We start from the raw sequence: 20654 nt of genomic DNA on the forward strand, positions 1-20654 counted from the left end.
TCGTTGGCACTATTGTAACTAAAATATTGTCTTAACGCGTACTAATTTTATCTTCTTCACATTTCATATTTAAACTGAGTTTGTCATTAAGTTAATGTGTTGCTCATTATGGCTATGTTAATATGCGCCACATTAGCTCGTTTTAAGTAGTATATAAGAGTAAGGATATTTGCTTGTTTATTAAGTTTTTACGTTGCATGTGCATTGCCATTGTTTTTATGACTGCAAATTCCTATGCGGCAGAAAGAGTCATCGAAGACTACAAAATTAAAGGCATAAATGGTGATTTAGAAAAAAACGTAGCGCTATACCTAAAGCAGCTTAAAGGTGAAAAACCAACAAGAACCCTTCAACGTTATGCTAAAAGTCAGGTATTAAAAAGCATAAAAGCACTGGGTTACTACAGCCCAACAGTTGAGGTTGAATTTGATAAAGACGATAGTGAACTCGTTGTAAAAATTGAGCGTGGTCCTGCAACACGGATAGACGCCATTAATATTACATTAAATGGTGAAGGGAAGAACGATTCACAATTACAAACCCTTATTAAAAATAGCAATTTAAAACAGGGGGATGTGCTAAACCATGGTAACTATGAGTCAGCGTATAAAAAAATAGAATCCATGCTTTTGGAGCTTGGCTATTTTGATGCTAAATGGCCTGCCCGCAAATTAGAAGTTTCAATTAAAAAAAATAGTGCCGTTGTCACGTTTGTGATTAATACTGGTGTGCGTTATCAATATGGCAGTATTGAAATTACCAGTGATACGCCAGCTGAAAAATATATTCGTTCTTTGTCACCATTTACTCAAGGACAACCTTATAAATCAACTTACATAGCCGACTATAACCTTGAGCTTTCGAGCACACCTTATTTTGCTAGTGTGCGTGTTTATGCTGATATTACAGCGCGCAAAAACGCCCAAGTTCCTATCAAAGTTGAGGTTGTACCTAAACCTGCAAATAGCTTTGAAATTGGCGGCGGTGTGTCTGAAAGTGAGCCTAGGTTCCGTTTTAAGTGGAGTAAACCTTGGATCACAGAAGATGGCCATTACCTTGATACAAATATGAATATTGCTGAAAAGCAACAAGATCTCTCAATGGCATACACGGTTCCTGTAGACGACCCTAATGATGATTTATGGCGTTTTTCAGTGGGTTATAAACTGGAAGACGAACTTGCAGATGATGTCTACAGCGAGATATTAACCGCACAATTACAAAGGCAGTGGCTTACTGAGGAAAATTGGGTAAGAACAGCGTTTTTACGCAGAGACCAAGAGACGTATCGTCTGGGCGATGATCCAGAAGAGTCGACTGAAATGTTAATGCCCGGAATTAGTTATGCTCGCAAAAGTTTAAAAGGCGGAACGACTCCTTATTGGGGCGAGCAATGGCTTATATCAGCAGAGTTTGGCCTAGATGATGCGCTTTCCAGCACGAATTTGTTGAGGGTTCAATTACAGCATGCATGGCTTCGTACATACCTTAATAAGCATTTAGTTTTTCTTAAGGCAAACATTGGCGCAATGCTAGTTGATGACATAAATAATGTACCGTATTCACTGCGGTTTTATGCCGGCGGTGATCAAAGCGTTCGTGGTTTTGCTTATCAGTCAATTTCGCCAGAAAATGATGATGGTGAACTAATAGGGGGTAAATATTTGCTTGCTGGCACTATGGAGTACAACTATCAGTTTGCTCAAAATTGGCGTGCAGCATTATTTGTTGATGGTGGTACTGCTACGAATGATTTTTCAGATGAATTTGAAGTGGGTGCTGGTTTTGGTTTTCGATATTTAACGCCTGTGGGCCCTGTACGAATAGATCACGCTTGGGGCTTAACTAAAAATAGCAAAAGTACCCGTTTGAGTATTACCATAGGGCCAGAAATTTAATGACAATATTAAAAAAAATAACAGCCACAGTAAGTGCAATTTTAGTTTCGCTAATTATTAGCGTATTTTGTTTATTATTTACTGCACCCGGTAATCAATTTATTGCCTATACGGCAAATAAAGTTGTTGATGGATTACACATAGAAATTAAAGATGGCCGCTTTATTTATAACGATGCGTTTAATGTTCGTTTTAAAAGTAATGGTTTAGATTTTAATGCCCAGCAATTAAAAATCGATTTATTTTGGTGGCAGTGTGATGGTATCTGTGTTGATAATTTAAGCGCTAAATCTATTAAATTAACCTTGCCAAAAACAGTTGAAGCGCAAGATGAAACACCCTCTGAGCCCCTTGAAAAAATTACTTTACCTTTTAATGTTTCAATAAAAAATATAGCGGTTAATGAGTTTACATTAAACCACCCTAGTGCAGATGTGAGCGTTAATAACTTTAAACTATCAGCTAAAGCTGAAGGTTCAAAACTCACAGTAAAAAGCTTAAATATCCCGAGTATACTTGTTGCTTTAAAAGAGCAAGAACAACCTGCCAAGGCGCAAACTGCTCAAAGCAACAAAGCTGCACTTACGCAATTACCAGCACTTCCTGATATTGAATTTACATCACCTATTGATTTGGCCATTGAAGCCCTTGATATCGCAAAGGTAACAATTGAGCAGGGCGATGCGCAGCATAATATCGAAAACATTTCGCTGCAATTAAGTGTAGAAGATGCCGTGATTAATTTGCAGTCGCTTTCAGCTACCTATGAGCAGTGGCAGCTTAATACCCAATTAGATGCAGAGCTTTTAGGTAACTTGCCTGTAAAAGGCTTAGTGACTTTAAAAAGTGACGAGCACCAAGCAAACTTAGAGTTAAACGGTGATTTAGCTGACTTAACTATACATTTAGAAACGAGTGGCCAATATCCGCTCACGTTAACGGCGAATGCTAATTTAAAGCAAAAAAATTACCCATTTGAGCTAAGCGGCAAAATTAACCAATGGCTTATTGATGCGCAAAGTAATGAGCTTAAAGTTAAAAATGTAAGCCTTAAAGCAACTGGTAATGCTGATGACTACCAACTCAACTTACAGGCAAACAGCCAATTAGGTGCTTATCCGGCTGTTAATCTTAATACTCAGCTGACTGGTGGTTTAACTCAAGCCGTGCTCAAAACATTAAGTATTAAAGCCAATGAAAGTAGTGCGATTATAAAAGCTAATATTGATTGGCAACAGGGCATTAAAGCGAGTTTTAACGGCTCGCTTTCAAACCTAAAAGCGCAGTATTTGACAGATGCTGCAACTAGCGATGTTTCAGGGCAATTTAAAGGTTCATTTAATGCTGCAGAAGGCTCGTGGCAACTACAAATGGATGATACTAAGCTAAGCGGATTATTAAACGAGGTACCCCTTGAGTTTGCGTCAAACTTTAAGCTAAACAATACACTAGAGGCAAATATCGACAGCCTTTATTTAAGTAGTGGCACTAATAAATTAGTACTTAGCGGGCAAGTTGATGATACGTGGAAAGTTGACGGTAAAATAACACTTAAAAGTAATAAAGAGGCAAACATGCCATTTATTGCCGATGGCAACGCTGATTTAAAAGTAAGAGGGCAGAGGCTAACACCTTCTGTCGATTTAGCGTTAATAATTGATAGCTTCATTTTTAATGAAATCAATATAAATAAACTGACGGTAAAAGGGCAGTTAGATACAGCCGCTGATTGGCAAACTGACGTATCGTTAAGTGTTGGCTCGGCGGTTGTGGCTGATGAGCAAATTAATAGTGTAAAAGTTGATATTAGCGGCGATAAAACAGATCACCAACTTACAGCATCTGTAGATGCCGAGCAGGGCAGTGCAGAGCTTGAAGTAAATGGCAAAATTAATAACGCTACCTGGAATGGTGAGTTTAGTAATGTAACGCTAAGCGACAAAAAGTTAAGCTTTAGCAACACTAAAAATATTGCCGTTATGTTTAACTCTCAAAACGGTAATTTTAATGTAAGTGCGCACTGCTGGGCTTCTCAGCAAAGCGAGCTTTGTATAGACACGCTAGCTCAATCTAAAGCGCTAGGCCAGTTAAATGCTAAGTTAAACAATTTAGCGCTTGAAGAGCTTAAACACTTTTTACCCGATAACATTCGCACCCGTGGTGATGTAAAGGGTAATGTGGCGCTCAATTGGAATGCAGGCGCTCTTAAAACATTACGGGCAAGTTTAAATGCAAGTGACTTGACCACTGTTTTAACCTCAGAAGAAGATCGCTTTAAATTACCGATAGAAACACTCAGTATTAGTGCTTTTTCAGACTCTCAAAAGGGGCAGCTCGAAGCAAATATAGAGTCAAGCGTGCTAGGTAAAATTAATACACACATTAATATTAATGACATACAAAATACGCAGGCGCTTAATGGCTCTATTAATATTAATAAAATATTACTTTCAGACTTACAACCCTTTATTGAAACTCTTGAGCAATTAAAAGGTGATATTAGCGGTAAGGTCGCACTTGCGGGTACGTTAAAAGACCCACTATTAAATGGTGAGCTTAACGTAAACGATATAAACCTTGAGGGTGAACAGCTTCCTATTGCGCTACAAAAATCAAATATAAACATATTATTTGATAAAACGACCGCCACAATAGAGGGCAATTTAAACGACAATCAAGGTGGCAATGTAAAGCTAAACGGTGATGTTGATTGGCAAGGTGAACAACCTGAAGTAAATGTAAATGTGCAAGGCGAGCAGTTTTTTGTACGCGCACAACAAGGCGTTACTTTTAAAATATCGCCAGATTTAAAAATAGGGTTAGCTAATAATGCACTTAAATTAGCGGGTGAAGTAGTTGTACCTTATGGTCGTATTACGATTGAAGAGCTTCCAGAAGGCGCTGTGCAGGTTAGTGACGATGAAATTATTGTTGATCAAAAAACTGAAACCAACGAAAAGGTACCATTTGACTACGACATAGACTTAAATGTGATCGTTAAAAATGACGTTAAAGTAGAGTCGTTCGGATTAGAGTCTAAAGTGGCTGGTGATTTAGCGATTAAAATGAGTCAAGGTGTTCCAATTATTGCAACGGGTGAGCTCAATTTAATAAATGGCACTTATTTAGCATTTGGCCAAGATTTAATTATAAGAACTGGCCAAGTGGGCTTTAGTGGCTCCATTGAACATCCCTATTTGAATATTAAAGCAATCAGAAACCCAGCTAATACAGCAAATGGTGTTATAGCTGGTGTTACGCTTACAGGAAATGTTAAAGAACCCACTCTAAAGCTGTTCTCTGAGCCTGCAATGGATCAGGCGCAAACCTTAGCATACTTACTCAATGGACAGCCGCTAGGAGAGGGGGAGGGAGCATCAAGCAACGCTATGCTTGCCCAGTTATTACTTTCTCAAGGGGTTAGTAGAAGTGAAGGGGTTGTGTCTAAGGTAGGTGAAACGTTTGGTCTTTCTGATGTTAGCTTAAGTTCGTCAGGAAGTGGTGATAGCACTAAGGTAGAAATTTCAGGCTATGTTGCGCCTAGCTTGCAAGTTAAATACAGCGTTGGGGTATTTGAGTCACTTAGCGAAGTGGCCATTCGTTACCAGTTGTTGTCACAGCTCTATATAGAGGTAACCAGTGGTTTATATCAAAATGTTGATGTGCTCTATAAATTTGATTGGGACTGAACTATAAGCTCTACAGCCTGATGAACTATCAGGTTGAATTTGCAGCAGCCTGTTTGGTATTTGGGCAAGTAAGAGCCTATGTATTATGGTTATCACCTATAAATTGGCGATAACCTCGCATTAATGTCAAACAGATCCTAGGCAAGTTAGATTGCTTAAAGCTACTTTTAAATAATAAAAATAAAAGGTTGAATATGAAAACACGTTTTTCAATTTATGTAATGGCTCTTTTGCTGAGCGGCTGCGCGACAACGGCTAACAATAAATCCGTTATAAATATACAAACACCACTTAGTGCCAATGATGTAATAAAAAATGCAACTGCAGATGAGTGGCAAGTAGTTGATCCTCAAAATATTTTAAAAATAACCTTACCTACTGGTTCGGCTTACATAGCATTAAATCCACAACTAGCCCCAAACCACACGCAACATATTAAAACGTTGGCGCAAGAAGGCTTTTATAAAAACACCCGTGTCTATCGTTTTGTAGAAGGGTTTGTAGCACAAGGTGGCGACAGCTCGGGTAAAAAAGAAATAAAAACAGCGAACAAAACTGTACCTGCAGAGTTTTATTTACCAACATCGCAACCACTAAAAATTACTGAGTTAAAAGGCGATGGATACGCGCCTGTTACGGGGTTTTTAAATGGTTTTGCTGTTGCGCAAAACCAAACACAGACTCAAACATGGCAAGTGCATTGCAATGGTGTATTTGCAATGGCACGCGCTAATGATATAAACAGCGCAAGTACTGAGTTTTTTGTCACTATTGGGCAAGGCCCTCGTTACCTTGATAAAAACATTACCGTGTTTGGAAGAGTACTCGAGGGTATGGAACATTTTAATCGTTTGCAGCGTTTACCCACTGAGGGACTGGCGTTTAATCCAATAACGAATATTGAAGTGTTGGCTGATGTTAATAGCGATGCAACAGTATTCAAGGTAATGAAGACAAATTCAGCATCGTTCAAGCAACTGATAGATGCACGTAAAAGCCGAACGGAACCCTGGTTTGTCCAATCGTATAATTACGTTGATGTATGTGGTATGCCTATCCCAACAAAGCGCGTTATTTAAATATTAAAAAAGGAGCTGAAGCTCCTTTTTAATGTTTATGTTTGAGTGTTTAACGTATTTACTGACGATTAATCTTAACGGCAAACGGTGTTTCGTTATAATGCGTAGAACGGTATGGGTTTATGTCTAATCCGCCTCGGCGTGTATAACGTGCATACACTTCAAGCTCTTTAATGTTGAGTTGCGTGGTTAAGTCACTATAAATGCGCTCTACACATTGCTCATGAAACTCGTTATGTGTTCTAAACGATATTAAATAACGTAGTAGCGATTCACGGCATATCTTCTCGCCCGTGTATCTTATAATAATGCTCGCCCAATCTGGTTGAGACGTTATTAAGCAATTAGATTTTAGCAAATGGCTATTGAGTGTTTCGGTTACTATTTCATCGCTATGTGCTTTAAGTGAATAGGCATCAATATCATAGTTATCTATTTCAATATCTAAATCATCAATGCATTCCCCAGGCAGTGCAGTACAGGGTAAACAGTTAAAATCGTCCGCTTTGTATAGGGTTACCTGTACCGGACTATTAACAGCGCCTGATAAGTCATCGATTAAATGTTGCTTAACTGCGTTTATGCTCTCAAAACGAGTTTGATTAAAGCTATTTAGATAAAGCTTGAATGATTTAGACTCAATAATGTGGCTGCTTTGGCATGCAAAAGTAAATAAGGCGACAGCCACTTGCGGTTTACCTTTGGCGTTTAACCACGAAAGTTCGTAACCTGTCCAAATATCTTGGCCTTTAAATGGCAGTTCGGCTTCATCAATATTTAAAGCATCACGATTTAGCTTGCGCGCAATTGGGAAAAGCAAGCTTGGTGTATAGTGGTCTACATATTCAGTAGATTGTCCTAATACACTGCCTTTAAGGTCTGGAGAGTTGCTGTAATCTGTCATGTTTGCTCTTAAATAGTTACAATGTGCGTATTATATCTAATTTAATTGAGTTTCACAGTATGTCTGTAGCATTGCTTTTAGAACAACTTCACCATCAATTTAGCGAAAATACCCTTAAAAACACTGCTAAGTATCCACTTATAGCACACGATGAACAATGGCCGAGTCCGTGTGAGCTAGGCGAGGTTGACGAGCAAGGAAATATTCAATGGCAAGGTGTACGTCAGCAGCCAGCAGGCTCATTAAACAATTTAGCTAAGGCATTAGAGCTTGAGTTTCCAACAGCGTTAAGCGAACTTTATGGGCACATGTACGGTGGTAGCGTATTGGCAATTATTGACGGACATCAAATTGAACTGTTGCAAGCATGGAATAGCGACGACTTTGATATGCTTCAAAAAAATATTACTGGTCATGTTTTAATGAAACGAAAGCTAAAACAACCCGAAACTGTGTTTATTGGTTTAACAGATAAAGAAGATTTACTGGTCAGTGTGTTAATTCATACTGGAGAAGTTTGCCTTGAGCACGTTGGTAAAAAAACGCACCACGTACTTGCACCAAATATAGAGTCGTTTTTAAAAGCGCTTGAAGTATAAAACGTCATTAATAAATCAGCTTAGCAATATCGCTGAGCTGATTTTAAAAAGTCATTAGAGAAGCTATTGAAAGTCCCACGACACATTAGAGACTAAACCACACGGTTCACACCTAAAATCAAATAGCCCAAACCAAGGTTCATCTAGTTTCCAATCGCTATTACAGCTTGGACATTTACGCTCAAGCTCAGAGGCTTTATCCACACCACCAACTCGATATAAGTAATAGTAAACCGGCTTTTTAGTTAAAAAACTAATACGTTTGGTGATGTCTTTTCCGCGGCGATATAAATCACTTTTAGTACTGGATATTTCCTCAAGGGCAGGAAACTCACAGCGTGTTGCGCCATTAATTTGTATTTGATCGCATGCTTGCCAATCTTCTTGCCACTTAATTAGCGTTTTGTAATCGCCATTGGCGATAGCAGGGATGCGAAATAGTGGCACAGGTAAAAAGTCGTCGCCACAATACAAAGGGCTACAGGTATGCACATAAGTAGTATATAAAATGTAACTTGACGGCTCAGTGCAGCAATCCGCTCCATTAGAGTGAATATCTTGGCCAATCACTTTTACTTTTGGGGCCAATAAACCTGCGTTATGTAGTTTTTCAATGCTGTGTTTAACAAAAGGGCTATTATTTAGCGGGTGCATAGCGTCTTCAGTTGGGCACATAACACGGGTTATGAAAAAGCCGTCTTTTAAAACGGTGGGGAACTCTTCCCCCATTATTTGGCCATTAAAGCGAAGCGCATTTACTAAGCGGTTTATGGCTTGTTCGGCTTGTTCTAGGGTGGTGTCTTGGTAGCAATCAAATGTTAAATCAACAACAAACATTTATGGTCTCAAATTATTTTTGTTCTAGCAGTGAAAGTAATTGATCAAGTTTTTGCTCAATTCTGTCTAGTTGGCTTGCTTTTAGCTCAGCGTTTTCTGGCTGCTGGGAAGTTTTAACAAAGTTATTTATAGAATCCGGGTTATTTTTGTATTGGCTCACAGCTGCAATAATCATTGGCATTGGAACCGGTTGCGCTAAGCGACTTTTCGTTAATGCGACTGTGGGTGTTTTGCCTTCATCTAAAAGGACTTGAATTGCATCAAATACAACTGAATTCATTATATTTATAACTCTTAAATTAAATAAAGCGCAGCATACACATGCTGCGCGGGTGCTATGGTAGCAATAAAATGGGTATGCTACATTAAATAACCTAATACTTAGGTTAAAAACTTATTTCTAATAACTTACCTCAACGCTAACTTGCGTAAATATGCCTGAGACAAGTCAAAAATCGATCAGTAAATTGGCCTTGATCCCATTAAAAATCGTCATGGATTAGTAATTTTGAAGGCTTTAACATAGCTATCTAGCTAAATAATGCTATTTGCCTTGGCGAAGACGAACATCTAACTCATCAATCACTTCACTCCAGGCGCCATCTTCAGCAAGCGATTCCGCTAAAAAGTGTTGCTGTGCTTCATCCCAAAATGCTGCATCTTGAAGCAGTGTTGTGTCTTTTAACTCATGTGAAGCAATAAATTGATCTATTTGAGGTTCTGAATTTGGTAAACCAAGTTGTGCAAATAATGTATGAATATCGTGTTTTGTAGTATCCATGCTACGACTCCTTTAAATAAACAATAAATTACCTTAAGGCCCAACAATACATTGTGCTAGCTAAACTCAAGCTGAATTGTCGGTTAATTACTTTAGGTATATAGTAAAGTTAAGTTCTGAATAATAAATTGCCTAAACCGCTGTTAGCGCTTTATAAAGGATAGTAAAAATAAATAACACTTTGATATTATTTCTCTCTTTAAGCGGGCAATACGGCGTAATATCCAGTTCTTAGATTAAATATACTCGTAAATGCAGTTATTCGCGTATAGCTTTAGTATTTGAGCTCTGATTATATTTACGGCTAAAACAATAAAGGACATACAATGAGTATAACCGCACAAGAAGAAACGTTCAGTGTACAATACATTGAAGCAGAAGATATAAGCACTGCAGCAAGTTTAATTTATCAGGCATACCATGATGACCCTGTACTAAAAACAATGCTAGGTTATGATGAAAAAAATAAAGCCGTTTACGAAAAAAAGTTACGTGCATTAATACGTGAAGAACTCAGTAGTTTTTGGCAAGAAAAGCAACCACTAATAGGGCTTTATCGCAGTGGCAAATTAAAAGCAGTGGCCTGTATGCTTGATTCTTTAAGTCAACTTCAAGCTCAGCGTTATTGGCATTGGCGCTTAAAATTAATGCTGAGTGCGGGTTACTTACAAACTAACCAGTTAATAGAAAAAGAACAAACTATTAGAGATACACTAAAAGAAAAAGGCCGTTATTACTTTTTAGCTTTTATTGCAGTAGATCCTCATTTTCATGGTCAAGGGTTTGGTCGGTATTTACTCAGAGGGCTTGATGAGCTGGTAAAGGCAAATAGTGAGTCTTCTGGATTGGCAGTATTTGTAACGCGTAGTGAGCATACAGAACTTTTTAAATCTGAAGGGTTTCTGACTTTTAAACAGCTTACGTTTAACCAAGTTGCTGGTGAGTTACTATTTAAAAATGCATTGGGTTAAAAACGTAACTTATAGTGTGTAAGTTAATGCGCCCAAACGGACATGTGTCCGTGCGATATATCTTACATTAACGTGAGAGTAATCAGTTAAAGGTGGCCAATTGGTCGCCTTTTTTTATTTAAGTGCATGTTTAATATTAATTTATTGATTTTTTAATTTTTATGACAAAGAATTATTTTGTCTCACATACTACTTCCTCCTCTCGTTTACTCTAAACTTTAACTTGTCAAGAAGACATAGCTTAATGAATAAGCTACTGCCATGGATAAGGAATAGGCAAAATAGCAGATGCTAGCAGGATGCAAAAAGGACAAGTTAACAAGGACAGCAAGGATGAATAGGAAGTGCAAGACGCACTAAGTGGCAGGAGCTACTTCAAGGATATAAAGGATTAAAGCTGCAGGACGCAGCCACGTACTAGGTTGCACGTGAATGCTTGGAAAGCAAAGGGACAACGCAGGAAGCACAAAGTGGCAGGGCGCTACTTCAAAGGATTAACATGGATGATGCTATAGATTTAGCCAAGCGTTAGTTTACGCGGGTTTGCCAAGGTGGCGATGGATATTGCATGAGGCAATGTGAGGGTAAACAAGGTTGTTTACTCGTTCAGGGGATGAAAAAACGGATTATAGATAGTGGATATCTAGCAGGAAGCAGTCCAATTGGGGCGTAACTTTAGTTACGCCTTAGTTTTTTGTACTACACAGTTGTAATAATTTTATACATTAAAAGCATAAGAACACTTAGATTTTGTGTGGTGGAACGACAACACTTTTTAAAAACTCATTTTCCATAATAAGCATTCCCTGATACGCATTTTCACCGTCACTTGAAAACTCAAATGAAAACTCACTTTTTATTCCCGGTTTACCACTTTTTAGAAAACCAAAACGGCGCTTAGTGCACGCAACACTCATAAGTTGCACATTTAATTGCTCACATTGACGTTTAGCATGAACATTAGCCGCTTCGGCGACTTTTCTATTTAGCCAAAACAAATAAATAACACTACCAATTAATATAAACGTCCATAAACTTGCCATTTAAGAGAATAACCTTCCAATTGCACGGGCGAGGGCTTCGCTTCGATCTTCTTTTCGTAATAAACCTAATAGGTGAGGTCGAATGGTCGGTATTGCAACTAAGTCAGCAAAAATACTTGGAAAAAGCGCCTCTATTTTTTGATGTTGAGCACAATTATCCATAAATATATGCAATCGTTCAGGGTCTTCTAACTGAACAAAACAACGCCCAGCAATTGTTAAAAGTACGTCAGAGTCGCTTTTTAGAGCTGAATTCAATGTTGCATCAACAAGCTGCGCGCACAAACCTTGTGCCTGACCTTTAGACATTGAGCGTAGTGCAGCGGTTAACGCTATAGTATCACTATTATTAATAGCTGTTTGACCCTGCGCGAGTAAAAGCTCACTCAGTGTTGGTGGTATTGCAACATGTTCAAGCATTGCACTTAGTGGCTGCAATACTTCAAGGGGTAAATGCGCCCAGGCTTTTTGTAAGTTACTTAAGTTTTGATCGTTATCTAGGCGCAGCGCAAAATCAGCAATGCCTTGTAGTGCCACACTTTGCCAATTATCAAAGCCTAACTTTGCACTAAAATATAGCTGAGCGTATTCGTAATATTGTGAAGCAGGTTGCTTTAGTAACACTTTAACTTGCGCGTTAAATGCAGCCAGTTTATTTGCATTAGGCGTAAACACATAAGGATTGTTATCAAGCTTGCCATCTGCTTTTTCACCTGTAATTTCAGTGCCAAGAGCTTGAATAACCATATCGGCAAAGTGATCACGACTTGCACTAACTAATTTACTTTGCTCATCTAGCGGAAATTTTAAAAACCACACATAGGGTTCTTTGCTCGCTTTGGCATCCCAGAACTGAATTGCTATCCACGCATGACCAGCCAGCGGATAAGGGTAAGGTACTTGGGCTTGTTCAATAGCTAAAAACTGTTGTTTATCGAGTTTAGTAATGTGCCTGCCAATATCAAAAGCCCGCCATTGCGTGCCAGCACCATCTAAAAGTTGGCCTAAGGTTGCTATTTGATCACTCATTGTTTTCCCGGTCGTTTTTAACTGCAAAATTGCGCTAATTATACGCCATAGCGAGCTTTGTGGGAACAGGGTATAATTGCTGCATAACTTATAAAGAGGGTGGTTATGTTCCAACAGACCCAAGCTTATCTAGTGCAATTAAAAGCGCTATTACAAAAGCATCAACTTTGGCAATGTGAGCCAATTTCAGCAGAAGCACTAAATTCTAGTGTTCCCTTTTGTCACGATTCGATGGCGTTTGAGCAGTGGCTACAGTTTGTCTTTATTGAAAAAATGCAGCATTTGATCACTTATAATCAACCATTACCGCGAAACTTTGCAATTGCTCCCATGGCGCAAATGACCTTGATTAATAAATCAGGTGGAAATGAAATTATAGAGGTGCTGACACAGCTAGATGCACTATTAGGAGAACCGAATGAGTGAGCGCCTAGCGCCTACTGAATACGGCGAACTCGACATTTTGTATCAAGACGAAAACTTTGTAGCCATTAATAAACCGTCAGGGCTATTGGTACATCGCTCCTTTTTAGATAAACATGAAACTCAATTTGCGATGCAAATGTTGCGCGATCAGTTAGGGCAGCACGTTTTTCCAGTTCACAGGCTAGATAGACCTACGTCGGGTGTGCTGCTATTTGCTTTAAGCTCTGAAGCCGCGCGTGATATGAATCAGTTATTCATTGAAGGTACTATTGCTAAGCGATATTTAGCTCTAGTGCGCGGATTTGCCCCTGATTCGGTTTTTTTAGATAAGCCTTTAAAAGAAGAGCTTGATAAAATTGCCGATAAATTTGCAGATCAGAATAAAGCACCTCAAGAGGCGCAAACTCAGTTTAATTGTTTGTATCAAGCTGCATTACCTATTCCAATAGGCAAATACCCAACGGTTAGGTACTCATTAGTTGAGTGTTTTCCTAAGACAGGGCGCAAGCATCAGATTCGCCGGCATTTAAAACATTTATCATTACCAATAATTGGTGATGTTAATCATGGCGACAATCAACATAACCAATTTTTTAGGGATCATTTTGAATTACGACGCTTAATGCTGTTTGCAACTGAGCTGAGTTTTGTGCACCCTTATACCTACAAAGCAATAACGATAAAAGCGCCACTAGGTCATGATATGCTACAGATTTGTGAGCAACTTGGTTGGCCAAACGAAGAGAAGGATTATTAATGGCACATATTAGTATTTTTGTGGGCACTGTAAATGGTGGTGCTGAACGTTTAAGTGATGATATAGCTGCAACTATTAAGCAGGCTGGTCATAGCGCAACGGTCATCACAGAGGCTTCGCTTGACGATATTAAAAACGCATCAAACATATTAATTGTTACCTCAACGACAGGCCAGGGTGACGTGCCAAGTAACCTAGCTGGCTTATATTATGCGCTTAATAGCAGTTTTCCTATGCTTACAGATAAGCCATTTGGAGTGGTGGCTATGGGCGACAGAAGCTATGGTGATACTTTTTGCGGTGCAGGTAGAAGTTTTGATGAACTATTACGTGATTTACAAGCAAAACCTGTCGGTAACCGTTTAGAAATTGACGCGTGTGAAGATTTTGAGCCTTGGCCAGTGACAGAGCCTTGGTTAAAAGCATGGCTTGAAAAGCTCCCAGATTAATTTTTATATACCAACAAAAAAGGAGCGCATGCGCTCCTTTTTTGTTAGCTGAAATTAACTACTTCTTACGTCCACTTTAAGCTTTAATTTTTGCCCCGGTTGCAAGTACTTTTGACCTGCTAAATTATTCCATTTGATAATTTCGCTTACCGTTAAATTAAACTTAGACGCAATACGCGCAAGTGAATCGCCTCTTCGTACTTTGTACGTAATCGTGCGATTAGTGCTTTTTGGTACGCTGGTGGTTTTATTTTGTGATTTATACACTGTGAGCTTTTGGTTTAAGCGTAGCACAGCGCTTTTTTTAAGTTTATTCCACTTTGCCAATTCATCCATAGTCACATCGTATTCGCGGCTGATATCCCATAAGGTATCGCCACTTTTTACGGTATGCGAAAGCTTAGTGCGTGATGTTTTATTTGCAGCCATACGCATTTGCTTTGGTAAGTGCTCGCTATTTATTGCACCATCGGTTAACGGGACTAGTAGCTCTTGTCCAATGCGTATCGTATTTGAATCAAGCTTGTTCAAAGATCTAATTGCGCTGGTGCTAGTGGTAAACTTTTTAGCAATTACAGATAAGCTGTCGCCGCTTTTTACCACGTATCGTTGCCAGCGAAGCCTATTTTTAATATCAGTATTGGCAAGCTTTTCAGAAAATTGCTGCGCTTTATCAATAGGTAAAAGCAAATAGTGGGGGCCATTTGGGTCTGTAGCCCAACGGTTAAACCCAGGGTTTAATCTGTAAAGCTCTGTTAATGTCATGTCGGCCATTTCGGCGGCAAGCGCTAGGTCTATTTGTGAGCCTACATCAACTACTTCTACTACTTGGGCGTTGATAATGGGTTTCCACGTTACATTAAATTCATCTGAACGTTTTAATAAGTCAGCTAGTGCCAATAGCTTTGGTACGTAAGCCGTGGTTTCTCTTGGTAAATCTAATGACCAAAAATCGGTGGGCAAATGCTTTTTACGATTTTTTTTAATTGCGCGCATCAGGCGCCCTTCACCGGAGTTATAGGCGGCTATGGCATTGAGCCAATCACCTTCAAGTGTTTTGTGAAGATAAGATAAGTAATCTAGCGCTGCACGGGTAGATTGCACAATATCTCGGCGGCCGTCGTACCACCAGTTTTGTTTTAAATCAAAGCGCTCACCCGTTTGTGGCATAAATTGCCAAATACCCGATGCGGTTCTGTGAGAGTAGCCAAAGGGATCAAAAGCGCTTTCTACAATAGGAAGAAGCGCAATTTCGATTGGCATCTCGCGTTTTTCCACTTCTTCAACAATAAAGTGAAGGTAAGGCTCTGCACGCTTTGAAATACGGTCTAAATAACGTTGATGCTTCGCATAATAATTTCGCTCGGTCACAACAGGGCGGTTTTGAGGAACATTAATCGACAATTGGTAACGAATACGCTCCCATACATCGTCAAATACCGGCGCATCTTGTTCATCGCTATCTAGTTGTTGATATTGCGCGTTTACCATTAATGCATTGTTAATATCATTTGGGCTTGCACCTTCAAGCTTATTATTAGCTTGATTTGCGACCTGAGGGTCAGATTCTAAGGTAGTCAATGTTTGACAACCACTTAGCGCAAGCGCCAAGGTTAGTATAAGAGGAGATTTATTCATAAATACCAATACATCGGGTAAAAAACTCGGCAAATGTTACCTTTAATAAACTAACATTACCACTTTATGACAATTACAGCAGTTAGTAGAAAGTGTTCATGTATTTCAAGTTAATGATTTAAAATAATAAACTTATATGCGCTAAAAATTATCTTTGAACTTTCTCAGAGCAGCAAAGTTATGCCAAGGTTCATTGTTTTTTGTAACCGAGATAAATTCTTTAGGTACTTCCTCTATAATGGTTGGAATGTCGCTGCGCATAAACGGGTTTATTTTAAGCTCTTGGCTTATAGTGGTTGGCAGTGAAATTTTAACTTCTTTTCTTAATTCATCTACCAGCTCACTGTGTGCAAGTAACGATGGATTACGAGGCTCAACGGCTTTAGCAAAAGTTAAATTAGCTTGTGTATATTCGTGGGTGCAAAACACTTTACACCCTGCTGGTAGCGTTTTTAATTTGTTTAGAGAATGCCACATTTGTTCACTAGTACCTTCAAATAAACGTCCACAGCCACCACTGAATAATGTATCACCAGTAAATGCCATGTTGTCATTTACAAAACAAATGTGATCAAGCGTATGCCCTGGAGTTGTGAGCACTTTAAAGTTGATGCCTAAAACATCAATACTATCGCTATCAACCAGTGGATGCGTCACTCCTTTAAATGGGCTATTTTTAGGCCCATAAACCTTTATTGTTGGGTCATCTTTTATTAGCTGCGCAACGCCATCGGTATGATCGTAATGATGATGGGTAATTAAAATGCCACCCAGTGTTAAGTTTTCTGCTGCGAGATGAGCAAGCACAGGCTCAGCCTGACCAGGATCAACGACCCATGCTTTAGAATTGCCTTCAGTGGTTAAACACCAAATGTAATTATCTGAAAAGGCTTTAATTGCTTTGACTTGCACCATGTTAAATTGCTCTATAAAGTGACATTTAACGCATAGTATAACGAGCTCATAAAATGAAACCAGCCCTTAGTTTTCAAGAAGGACCCAAACCACTGTCGTGGCAGCAGTTCCCTCACGGGGATTACTTGCAAGCTGATATTGAACGTAAAATGCAATATTGGCTACCACGCATGTTTGGTTACCATATGCTCAAGTTAGGTAATTTAAGCGGTGAGTTAAATACAAGTTTAAGTACTATTAAGCACCAGGTGTGTGTCGCTGAGCCCGGACCATATACAGGGGTAGTGGCAGATATAGATGAATTACCTTTTTACGAACATAGTGTTGACGCGTGTATTTTAAGCCATTGTTTAGAGTACCACTCTGACCCACATCACATTTTACGCGAAGCTCATCGAACACTCATACCTGGCGGTTACGTTTTAATTACCGGGTTTAATCCGCTCAGCTTGTGTGGGTTGGCTCAAATGTTGCCGTTTAGCGGGCAAAAGTTACCATGGACAGGACGATTTTTTACCCCAGCAAGGGTAAAGGATTGGCTGAATTTATTGGGTTTTGAAATTGTAAGTGACGAGCGGTTTATTTACTCATCACTTGCTAGGGGAAACAGGCTATCACGGTTTGAATTTTGGCGAGCATTTGCCAAGCAGTATTTAAAACCTATGGGCAGTGTTTATATGCTGGTGGCTCGAAAACGCGTTGCGCCCCTTACACCCATAAAGCCTAAGTGGCACGCACGGCCACAATTTGTGCCTGTTAAAGGAGCTGGGCTCAGGCAAACCTCAAAGCAGCATTACAAAACGTGCGACCAAAAAAGTGATAACCATTAGCATCAAGTAAATTAAGGCTGGTAGCCCACATCTTCGAGTAAATCTGTGCTGCCAGCTGCATCACGAGCTAAATCATCGACTATTTCGTTGTACTTATGGCCGCTATGACCTTTAACCCACTTCCAATTTACTGTGTGTTTGCTGCAAGCTGCATCTAGGCGTTTCCATAAGTCCACATTTTTAACTGGCTTTTTAGCTGACGTTATCCAGCCGCGTTTTTTCCAGTTTGATATCCATGACTCGATACCTTGTTTTACGTATTGACTATCGGTAGTAAGGTTTACAACACAAGCACGGTTAAGTGATTCAAGTGCCACTATAGCCGCAAGCATTTCCATGCGATTGTTTGTAGTGAGCTTATAGCCTTGGCTTAATTTTTTTTCATGGGCGTCATAAATCATAAAAATACCATAACCACCGGGGCCTGGATTACCTAAACATGAGCCATCGGTGTAAATCTCTACGGTTTTTTGCACTGTTTTACCTTGATCTTATGTACAATAAAGTGATTATAGAAAGATACCAGAGTCAGGCTTAATTCGATATGGCACGCAGACAAATAGTTTTAGATACAGAAACAACCGGCATCGACCCTAAACAAGGGCACAGAATTATAGAGATTGGTTGTGTAGAGTTAGTAAATCGTCGTTTAACGGGTAATAACTTTCATGTTTATATTAATCCGCAACGTAGCATAGAAGAAGAAGCGATTGACGTTCACGGTATTACCAATGAGTTTTTACGCGACAAACCGCTTTACCGCGATATTGCACAAGAGTTTTTTGATTATATAAAAGGTGCTGAACTTGTAATTCATAATGCCCCGTTCGATGTGGGCCACATGGATAATGAATTTGCATTGCTTAATCAAGGTTTTCCAAATACGCATGATTACTGTCAAGTTCTCGACACGCTTAAAATGGCGCGTGACTTGCATCCAGGACAAAAGAATAACCTTGATGCGTTATGCCGACGTTACGACATAGATAACGCTAAACGTACCTTGCACGGGGCGTTACTGGATTCTGAAATTTTAGCTGATGTTTATCTTGCCATGACAGGCGGACAAACAAAGTTAAACTTAAATCAAAATAAAGATGATGGTAGTGAGCAACAGCAAGGCGGCATAAGACGTTTAAACAGTGAAAGAGCGCCATTGGTAGTATTACGCGCTACAGATGAAGAGCAAAGCGCACACGAAGCCAGATTGGATCTTGTAAATAAAGAAGGCGGCCAATGCCTATGGCGCGCTGAATAAGGCCTTATAATGAGAATAATGTATTTTGTAACCGTGTTATGTGCACTCAGTTTGTTATCAGGTAACGCATATAGCGCAGAGCAAGTTGAAGTTTTAAAACGGGATGGCCTACAAAATGAAATCCCCTTACTCGACAACCGCTTTCGAATTGACAGCCAAATAGACGAAATCACATTACTCTTTTTCAGAAAACCAGGGACACCTGCCGTTATTTTAGTTAGGCCTGATGGTAGTAAGTATTTTGCCACCAACGCCGTTAGGGATACTAATATTGAATGGTTTGACGAACTTAGCTATGACCTTGTCACCATAAAAAAACCAATGCCAGGTCCTTGGCAAGTTATAGGGAGTATTTTACCAGATAGCAGAATTGTTGTATTGGGTGAAATATCACTACAGGCAGAGCCATTACCTCCCATGCTTTTTAGAGGCGAAACGATAAAAGTAACTGGCCAAATTTTAAATGATGGTGAACCGATTAACGCTAATCTATTTAGAGATGTGGTTAGTCTTAATGTTGATTTTGTAAGTACGAATAACGATAGCTTTGCAAACTTTGGCGCAGGTACACAAGAAGTCGCCGAATTTAAAGACGACGGGCGTGGATTTGATGAACGTCCAAAAGACGGTGTATTTACCGGTGAGTTTAAACTTGTGTTCCCTGAAGGTGAGTGGACCCCAGAACTTTACATTTCTACTCCTTTACTGCAACGCAGAATCGTGCAAGACACCATTATTGTTCACGAACCCCCCTTTGGCTTTAATATCGCGCTTGCAGATGAAAATATTGATGAACATAAATTAACGATCACAACAGACAACAAAATAGTTAAACCAGAGACCGTTATTTTTCAGGGTAAGATTTATTACCCTAACAACGAAGAGCAAATGTTTACTATAAACGCTGCGCCAGGTGAGACAAGAGAATTAATAATTAAAAACTATGACTGGGGGCGCTACAGTGTAGAACTCTCTGTATTTGGTACTAATAACAACGGCCGTGAATTTATGGCCACTTTACCAACCTATAAATTTGAAATAGCTCGGCCAATAGAAGCAGTACCAGAAGTTGACCCTGCAACAATAGTTGAAGCCGAGCAAGCCACCGCCATTGAGCCGGAAGAAGAAAAAATGGCCACATCTACCATTGTGGGCTTAATAATTGGCGGTAATATTTTAATTATAATGCTTGGCTGGTTAGCTATTCGAATATTTGTGCAAAAAAAACCGATTAAAATTAAACTATCGTTACCTTTTTTAAATAAAAAGAAACACGCGAATCAAGATGCGGACGACACAGAAAAAAATCAAGTAGACAAAAATGGTTCAAAAAATGACAAATCAGGTGAAATTTTAAACCTTTCGATGTCAGATGACTAAAAAACCTGTAAAAAAACAAAAAAGCCCTTGACGAAATAGGGGCTGGTTCGTATTATTCACGCCGCTGTCAGGGAGACCTAAACAGCAACGAAAATGCGGAGTGGTAGTTCAGTTGGTTAGAATACCGGCCTGTCACGCCGGGGGTCGCGGGTTCGAGTCCCGTCCACTCCG

At 39.4% G+C, this 20654-nt stretch carries 20 protein-coding genes and 1 tRNA gene; 12 read left to right on the forward strand and 9 right to left on the reverse strand.

Annotated features, from left to right (window positions below; all coding sequences use genetic code 11):
* Positions 1–173: 173 nt before the first annotated feature.
* From MTF67_RS09010 to MTF67_RS09020, 3 genes are all read left to right on the forward strand, one after another.
* Positions 174–1898: an autotransporter assembly complex family protein gene (locus MTF67_RS09010; RefSeq protein WP_248519324.1), complete on the forward strand. Its 1725-nt coding sequence runs from the start codon at positions 174–176 to the stop codon at positions 1896–1898.
* Positions 1898–5587 (forward strand): translocation/assembly module TamB domain-containing protein, encoded by a 3690-nt coding sequence (locus MTF67_RS09015; RefSeq protein ID WP_248519325.1) that lies wholly within the window; start codon positions 1898–1900, stop codon positions 5585–5587. The genes MTF67_RS09010 and MTF67_RS09015 overlap by 1 nt, the downstream gene beginning before the upstream one ends.
* Positions 5588–5781: 194 nt before the next feature.
* Complete coding sequence (locus MTF67_RS09020; RefSeq protein ID WP_248519326.1) at positions 5782–6666, forward strand: peptidylprolyl isomerase; 885 nt, start codon at positions 5782–5784, stop codon at positions 6664–6666.
* A 58-nt stretch (positions 6667–6724) separates the two neighbouring features.
* On the opposite strand, the gene queF is transcribed toward MTF67_RS09020, so the two are convergent.
* Positions 6725–7570: an NADPH-dependent 7-cyano-7-deazaguanine reductase QueF gene (queF, locus tag MTF67_RS09025; RefSeq protein ID WP_248519327.1), complete on the reverse strand. Its 846-nt coding sequence runs from the start codon at positions 7568–7570 to the stop codon at positions 6725–6727.
* 59 nt (positions 7571–7629) lie between these two features.
* On the opposite strand from queF, the gene syd reads away from it, so the two are divergent.
* The gene (syd, locus tag MTF67_RS09030; protein ID WP_248519328.1) at positions 7630–8169 is read left to right on the forward strand and encodes a SecY-interacting protein; all 540 of its coding nucleotides are present in this window, start codon (positions 7630–7632) and stop codon (positions 8167–8169) included.
* Between the two features lie 63 nt (positions 8170–8232).
* Here the strand turns inward: syd and MTF67_RS09035 are convergent, their stop codons facing one another.
* The 3 genes from MTF67_RS09035 to MTF67_RS09045 all read right to left on the reverse strand — a co-directional run bounded on the left by MTF67_RS09035 (position 8233) and on the right by MTF67_RS09045 (position 9787).
* Positions 8233–9006: a Zn-ribbon-containing protein gene (locus MTF67_RS09035; RefSeq protein ID WP_006794063.1), complete on the reverse strand. Its 774-nt coding sequence runs from the start codon at positions 9004–9006 to the stop codon at positions 8233–8235.
* A 13-nt stretch (positions 9007–9019) separates the two neighbouring features.
* Positions 9020–9286 carry a hypothetical protein gene (locus MTF67_RS09040; protein ID WP_248519329.1) on the reverse strand — a complete coding sequence of 89 codons (267 nt, stop codon included), beginning with the start codon at positions 9284–9286 and terminating at the stop codon, positions 9020–9022.
* A gap of 264 nt (positions 9287–9550) precedes the next feature.
* Entirely contained in the window at positions 9551–9787 is a 237-nt protein-coding gene (locus MTF67_RS09045; RefSeq protein WP_248519330.1) for a DUF2789 domain-containing protein, read from the reverse strand.
* A gap of 326 nt (positions 9788–10113) precedes the next feature.
* Here MTF67_RS09045 and MTF67_RS09050 point away from each other — a divergent pair, with 326 nt between their 5' ends.
* A complete protein-coding gene (locus MTF67_RS09050) occupies positions 10114–10758 on the forward strand; it encodes a GNAT family N-acetyltransferase (protein WP_248519331.1) in 645 nt (214 codons plus the stop codon).
* Positions 10759–11501: 743 nt separating this feature from the next.
* Here the strand turns inward: MTF67_RS09050 and MTF67_RS09055 are convergent.
* Positions 11502–11801, reverse strand: coding sequence for a DUF3301 domain-containing protein (locus MTF67_RS09055; protein WP_010557125.1), 300 nt, complete (start codon positions 11799–11801; stop codon positions 11502–11504).
* A complete protein-coding gene (locus MTF67_RS09060; RefSeq protein ID WP_008129324.1) occupies positions 11802–12830 on the reverse strand; it encodes a DUF3549 family protein in 1029 nt (342 codons plus the stop codon).
* Positions 12831–12935: 105 nt separating this feature from the next.
* Between MTF67_RS09060 and MTF67_RS09065 the strand changes: the two genes are divergently transcribed.
* The 3 genes from MTF67_RS09065 to MTF67_RS09075 are packed head-to-tail and all read left to right on the forward strand — an operon-like array spanning position 12936 to position 14462.
* Positions 12936–13256, forward strand: coding sequence for a YqcC family protein (locus MTF67_RS09065; protein WP_006794057.1), 321 nt, complete (start codon positions 12936–12938; stop codon positions 13254–13256).
* Positions 13249–14013 (forward strand): tRNA pseudouridine(65) synthase TruC, encoded by a 765-nt coding sequence (truC, locus tag MTF67_RS09070; RefSeq protein ID WP_248519332.1) that lies wholly within the window; start codon positions 13249–13251, stop codon positions 14011–14013. The genes MTF67_RS09065 and truC overlap by 8 nt, the downstream gene beginning before the upstream one ends.
* Positions 14013–14462: a flavodoxin gene (locus tag MTF67_RS09075; RefSeq protein WP_248519333.1), complete on the forward strand. Its 450-nt coding sequence runs from the start codon at positions 14013–14015 to the stop codon at positions 14460–14462. The genes truC and MTF67_RS09075 overlap by 1 nt, the downstream gene beginning before the upstream one ends.
* A 54-nt stretch (positions 14463–14516) precedes the next feature.
* Here MTF67_RS09075 and MTF67_RS09080 read toward each other — a convergent pair whose 3' ends face one another.
* Both MTF67_RS09080 and gloB read right to left on the reverse strand, forming a co-directional pair.
* Positions 14517–16100, reverse strand: a complete 1584-nt coding sequence (locus MTF67_RS09080) for a LysM peptidoglycan-binding domain-containing protein (RefSeq protein WP_248519334.1) — start codon at positions 16098–16100, stop codon at positions 14517–14519.
* 141 nt (positions 16101–16241) lie between these two features.
* Positions 16242–17015, reverse strand: coding sequence for a hydroxyacylglutathione hydrolase (gloB, locus tag MTF67_RS09085; protein WP_248519335.1), 774 nt, complete (start codon positions 17013–17015; stop codon positions 16242–16244).
* A gap of 53 nt (positions 17016–17068) precedes the next feature.
* Here gloB and MTF67_RS09090 point away from each other — a divergent pair, with 53 nt between their 5' ends.
* Positions 17069–17845 (forward strand): class I SAM-dependent methyltransferase, encoded by a 777-nt coding sequence (locus tag MTF67_RS09090; protein ID WP_006794052.1) that lies wholly within the window; start codon positions 17069–17071, stop codon positions 17843–17845.
* A gap of 11 nt (positions 17846–17856) precedes the next feature.
* Here the strand turns inward: MTF67_RS09090 and rnhA are convergent, their stop codons facing one another.
* Positions 17857–18321 carry a ribonuclease HI gene (gene rnhA, locus MTF67_RS09095; protein ID WP_006794051.1) on the reverse strand — a complete coding sequence of 155 codons (465 nt, stop codon included), beginning with the start codon at positions 18319–18321 and terminating at the stop codon, positions 17857–17859.
* Between the two features lie 68 nt (positions 18322–18389).
* Between rnhA and dnaQ the strand changes: the two genes are divergently transcribed.
* From dnaQ to MTF67_RS09110, 3 genes are all read left to right on the forward strand, one after another.
* Positions 18390–19103 (forward strand): DNA polymerase III subunit epsilon, encoded by a 714-nt coding sequence (dnaQ, locus tag MTF67_RS09100; protein ID WP_006794050.1) that lies wholly within the window; start codon positions 18390–18392, stop codon positions 19101–19103.
* A gap of 9 nt (positions 19104–19112) precedes the next feature.
* Entirely contained in the window at positions 19113–20483 is a 1371-nt protein-coding gene (locus MTF67_RS09105) for a TIGR03503 family protein (protein ID WP_248519336.1), read from the forward strand.
* 97 nt (positions 20484–20580) lie between these two features.
* Positions 20581–20654: transfer RNA gene (locus MTF67_RS09110), tRNA-Asp, on the forward strand.

The organism is Pseudoalteromonas sp. 2CM32C (genome assembly GCF_023161925.1).
Lineage (GTDB): Bacteria > Pseudomonadota > Gammaproteobacteria > Enterobacterales > Alteromonadaceae > Pseudoalteromonas > Pseudoalteromonas marina.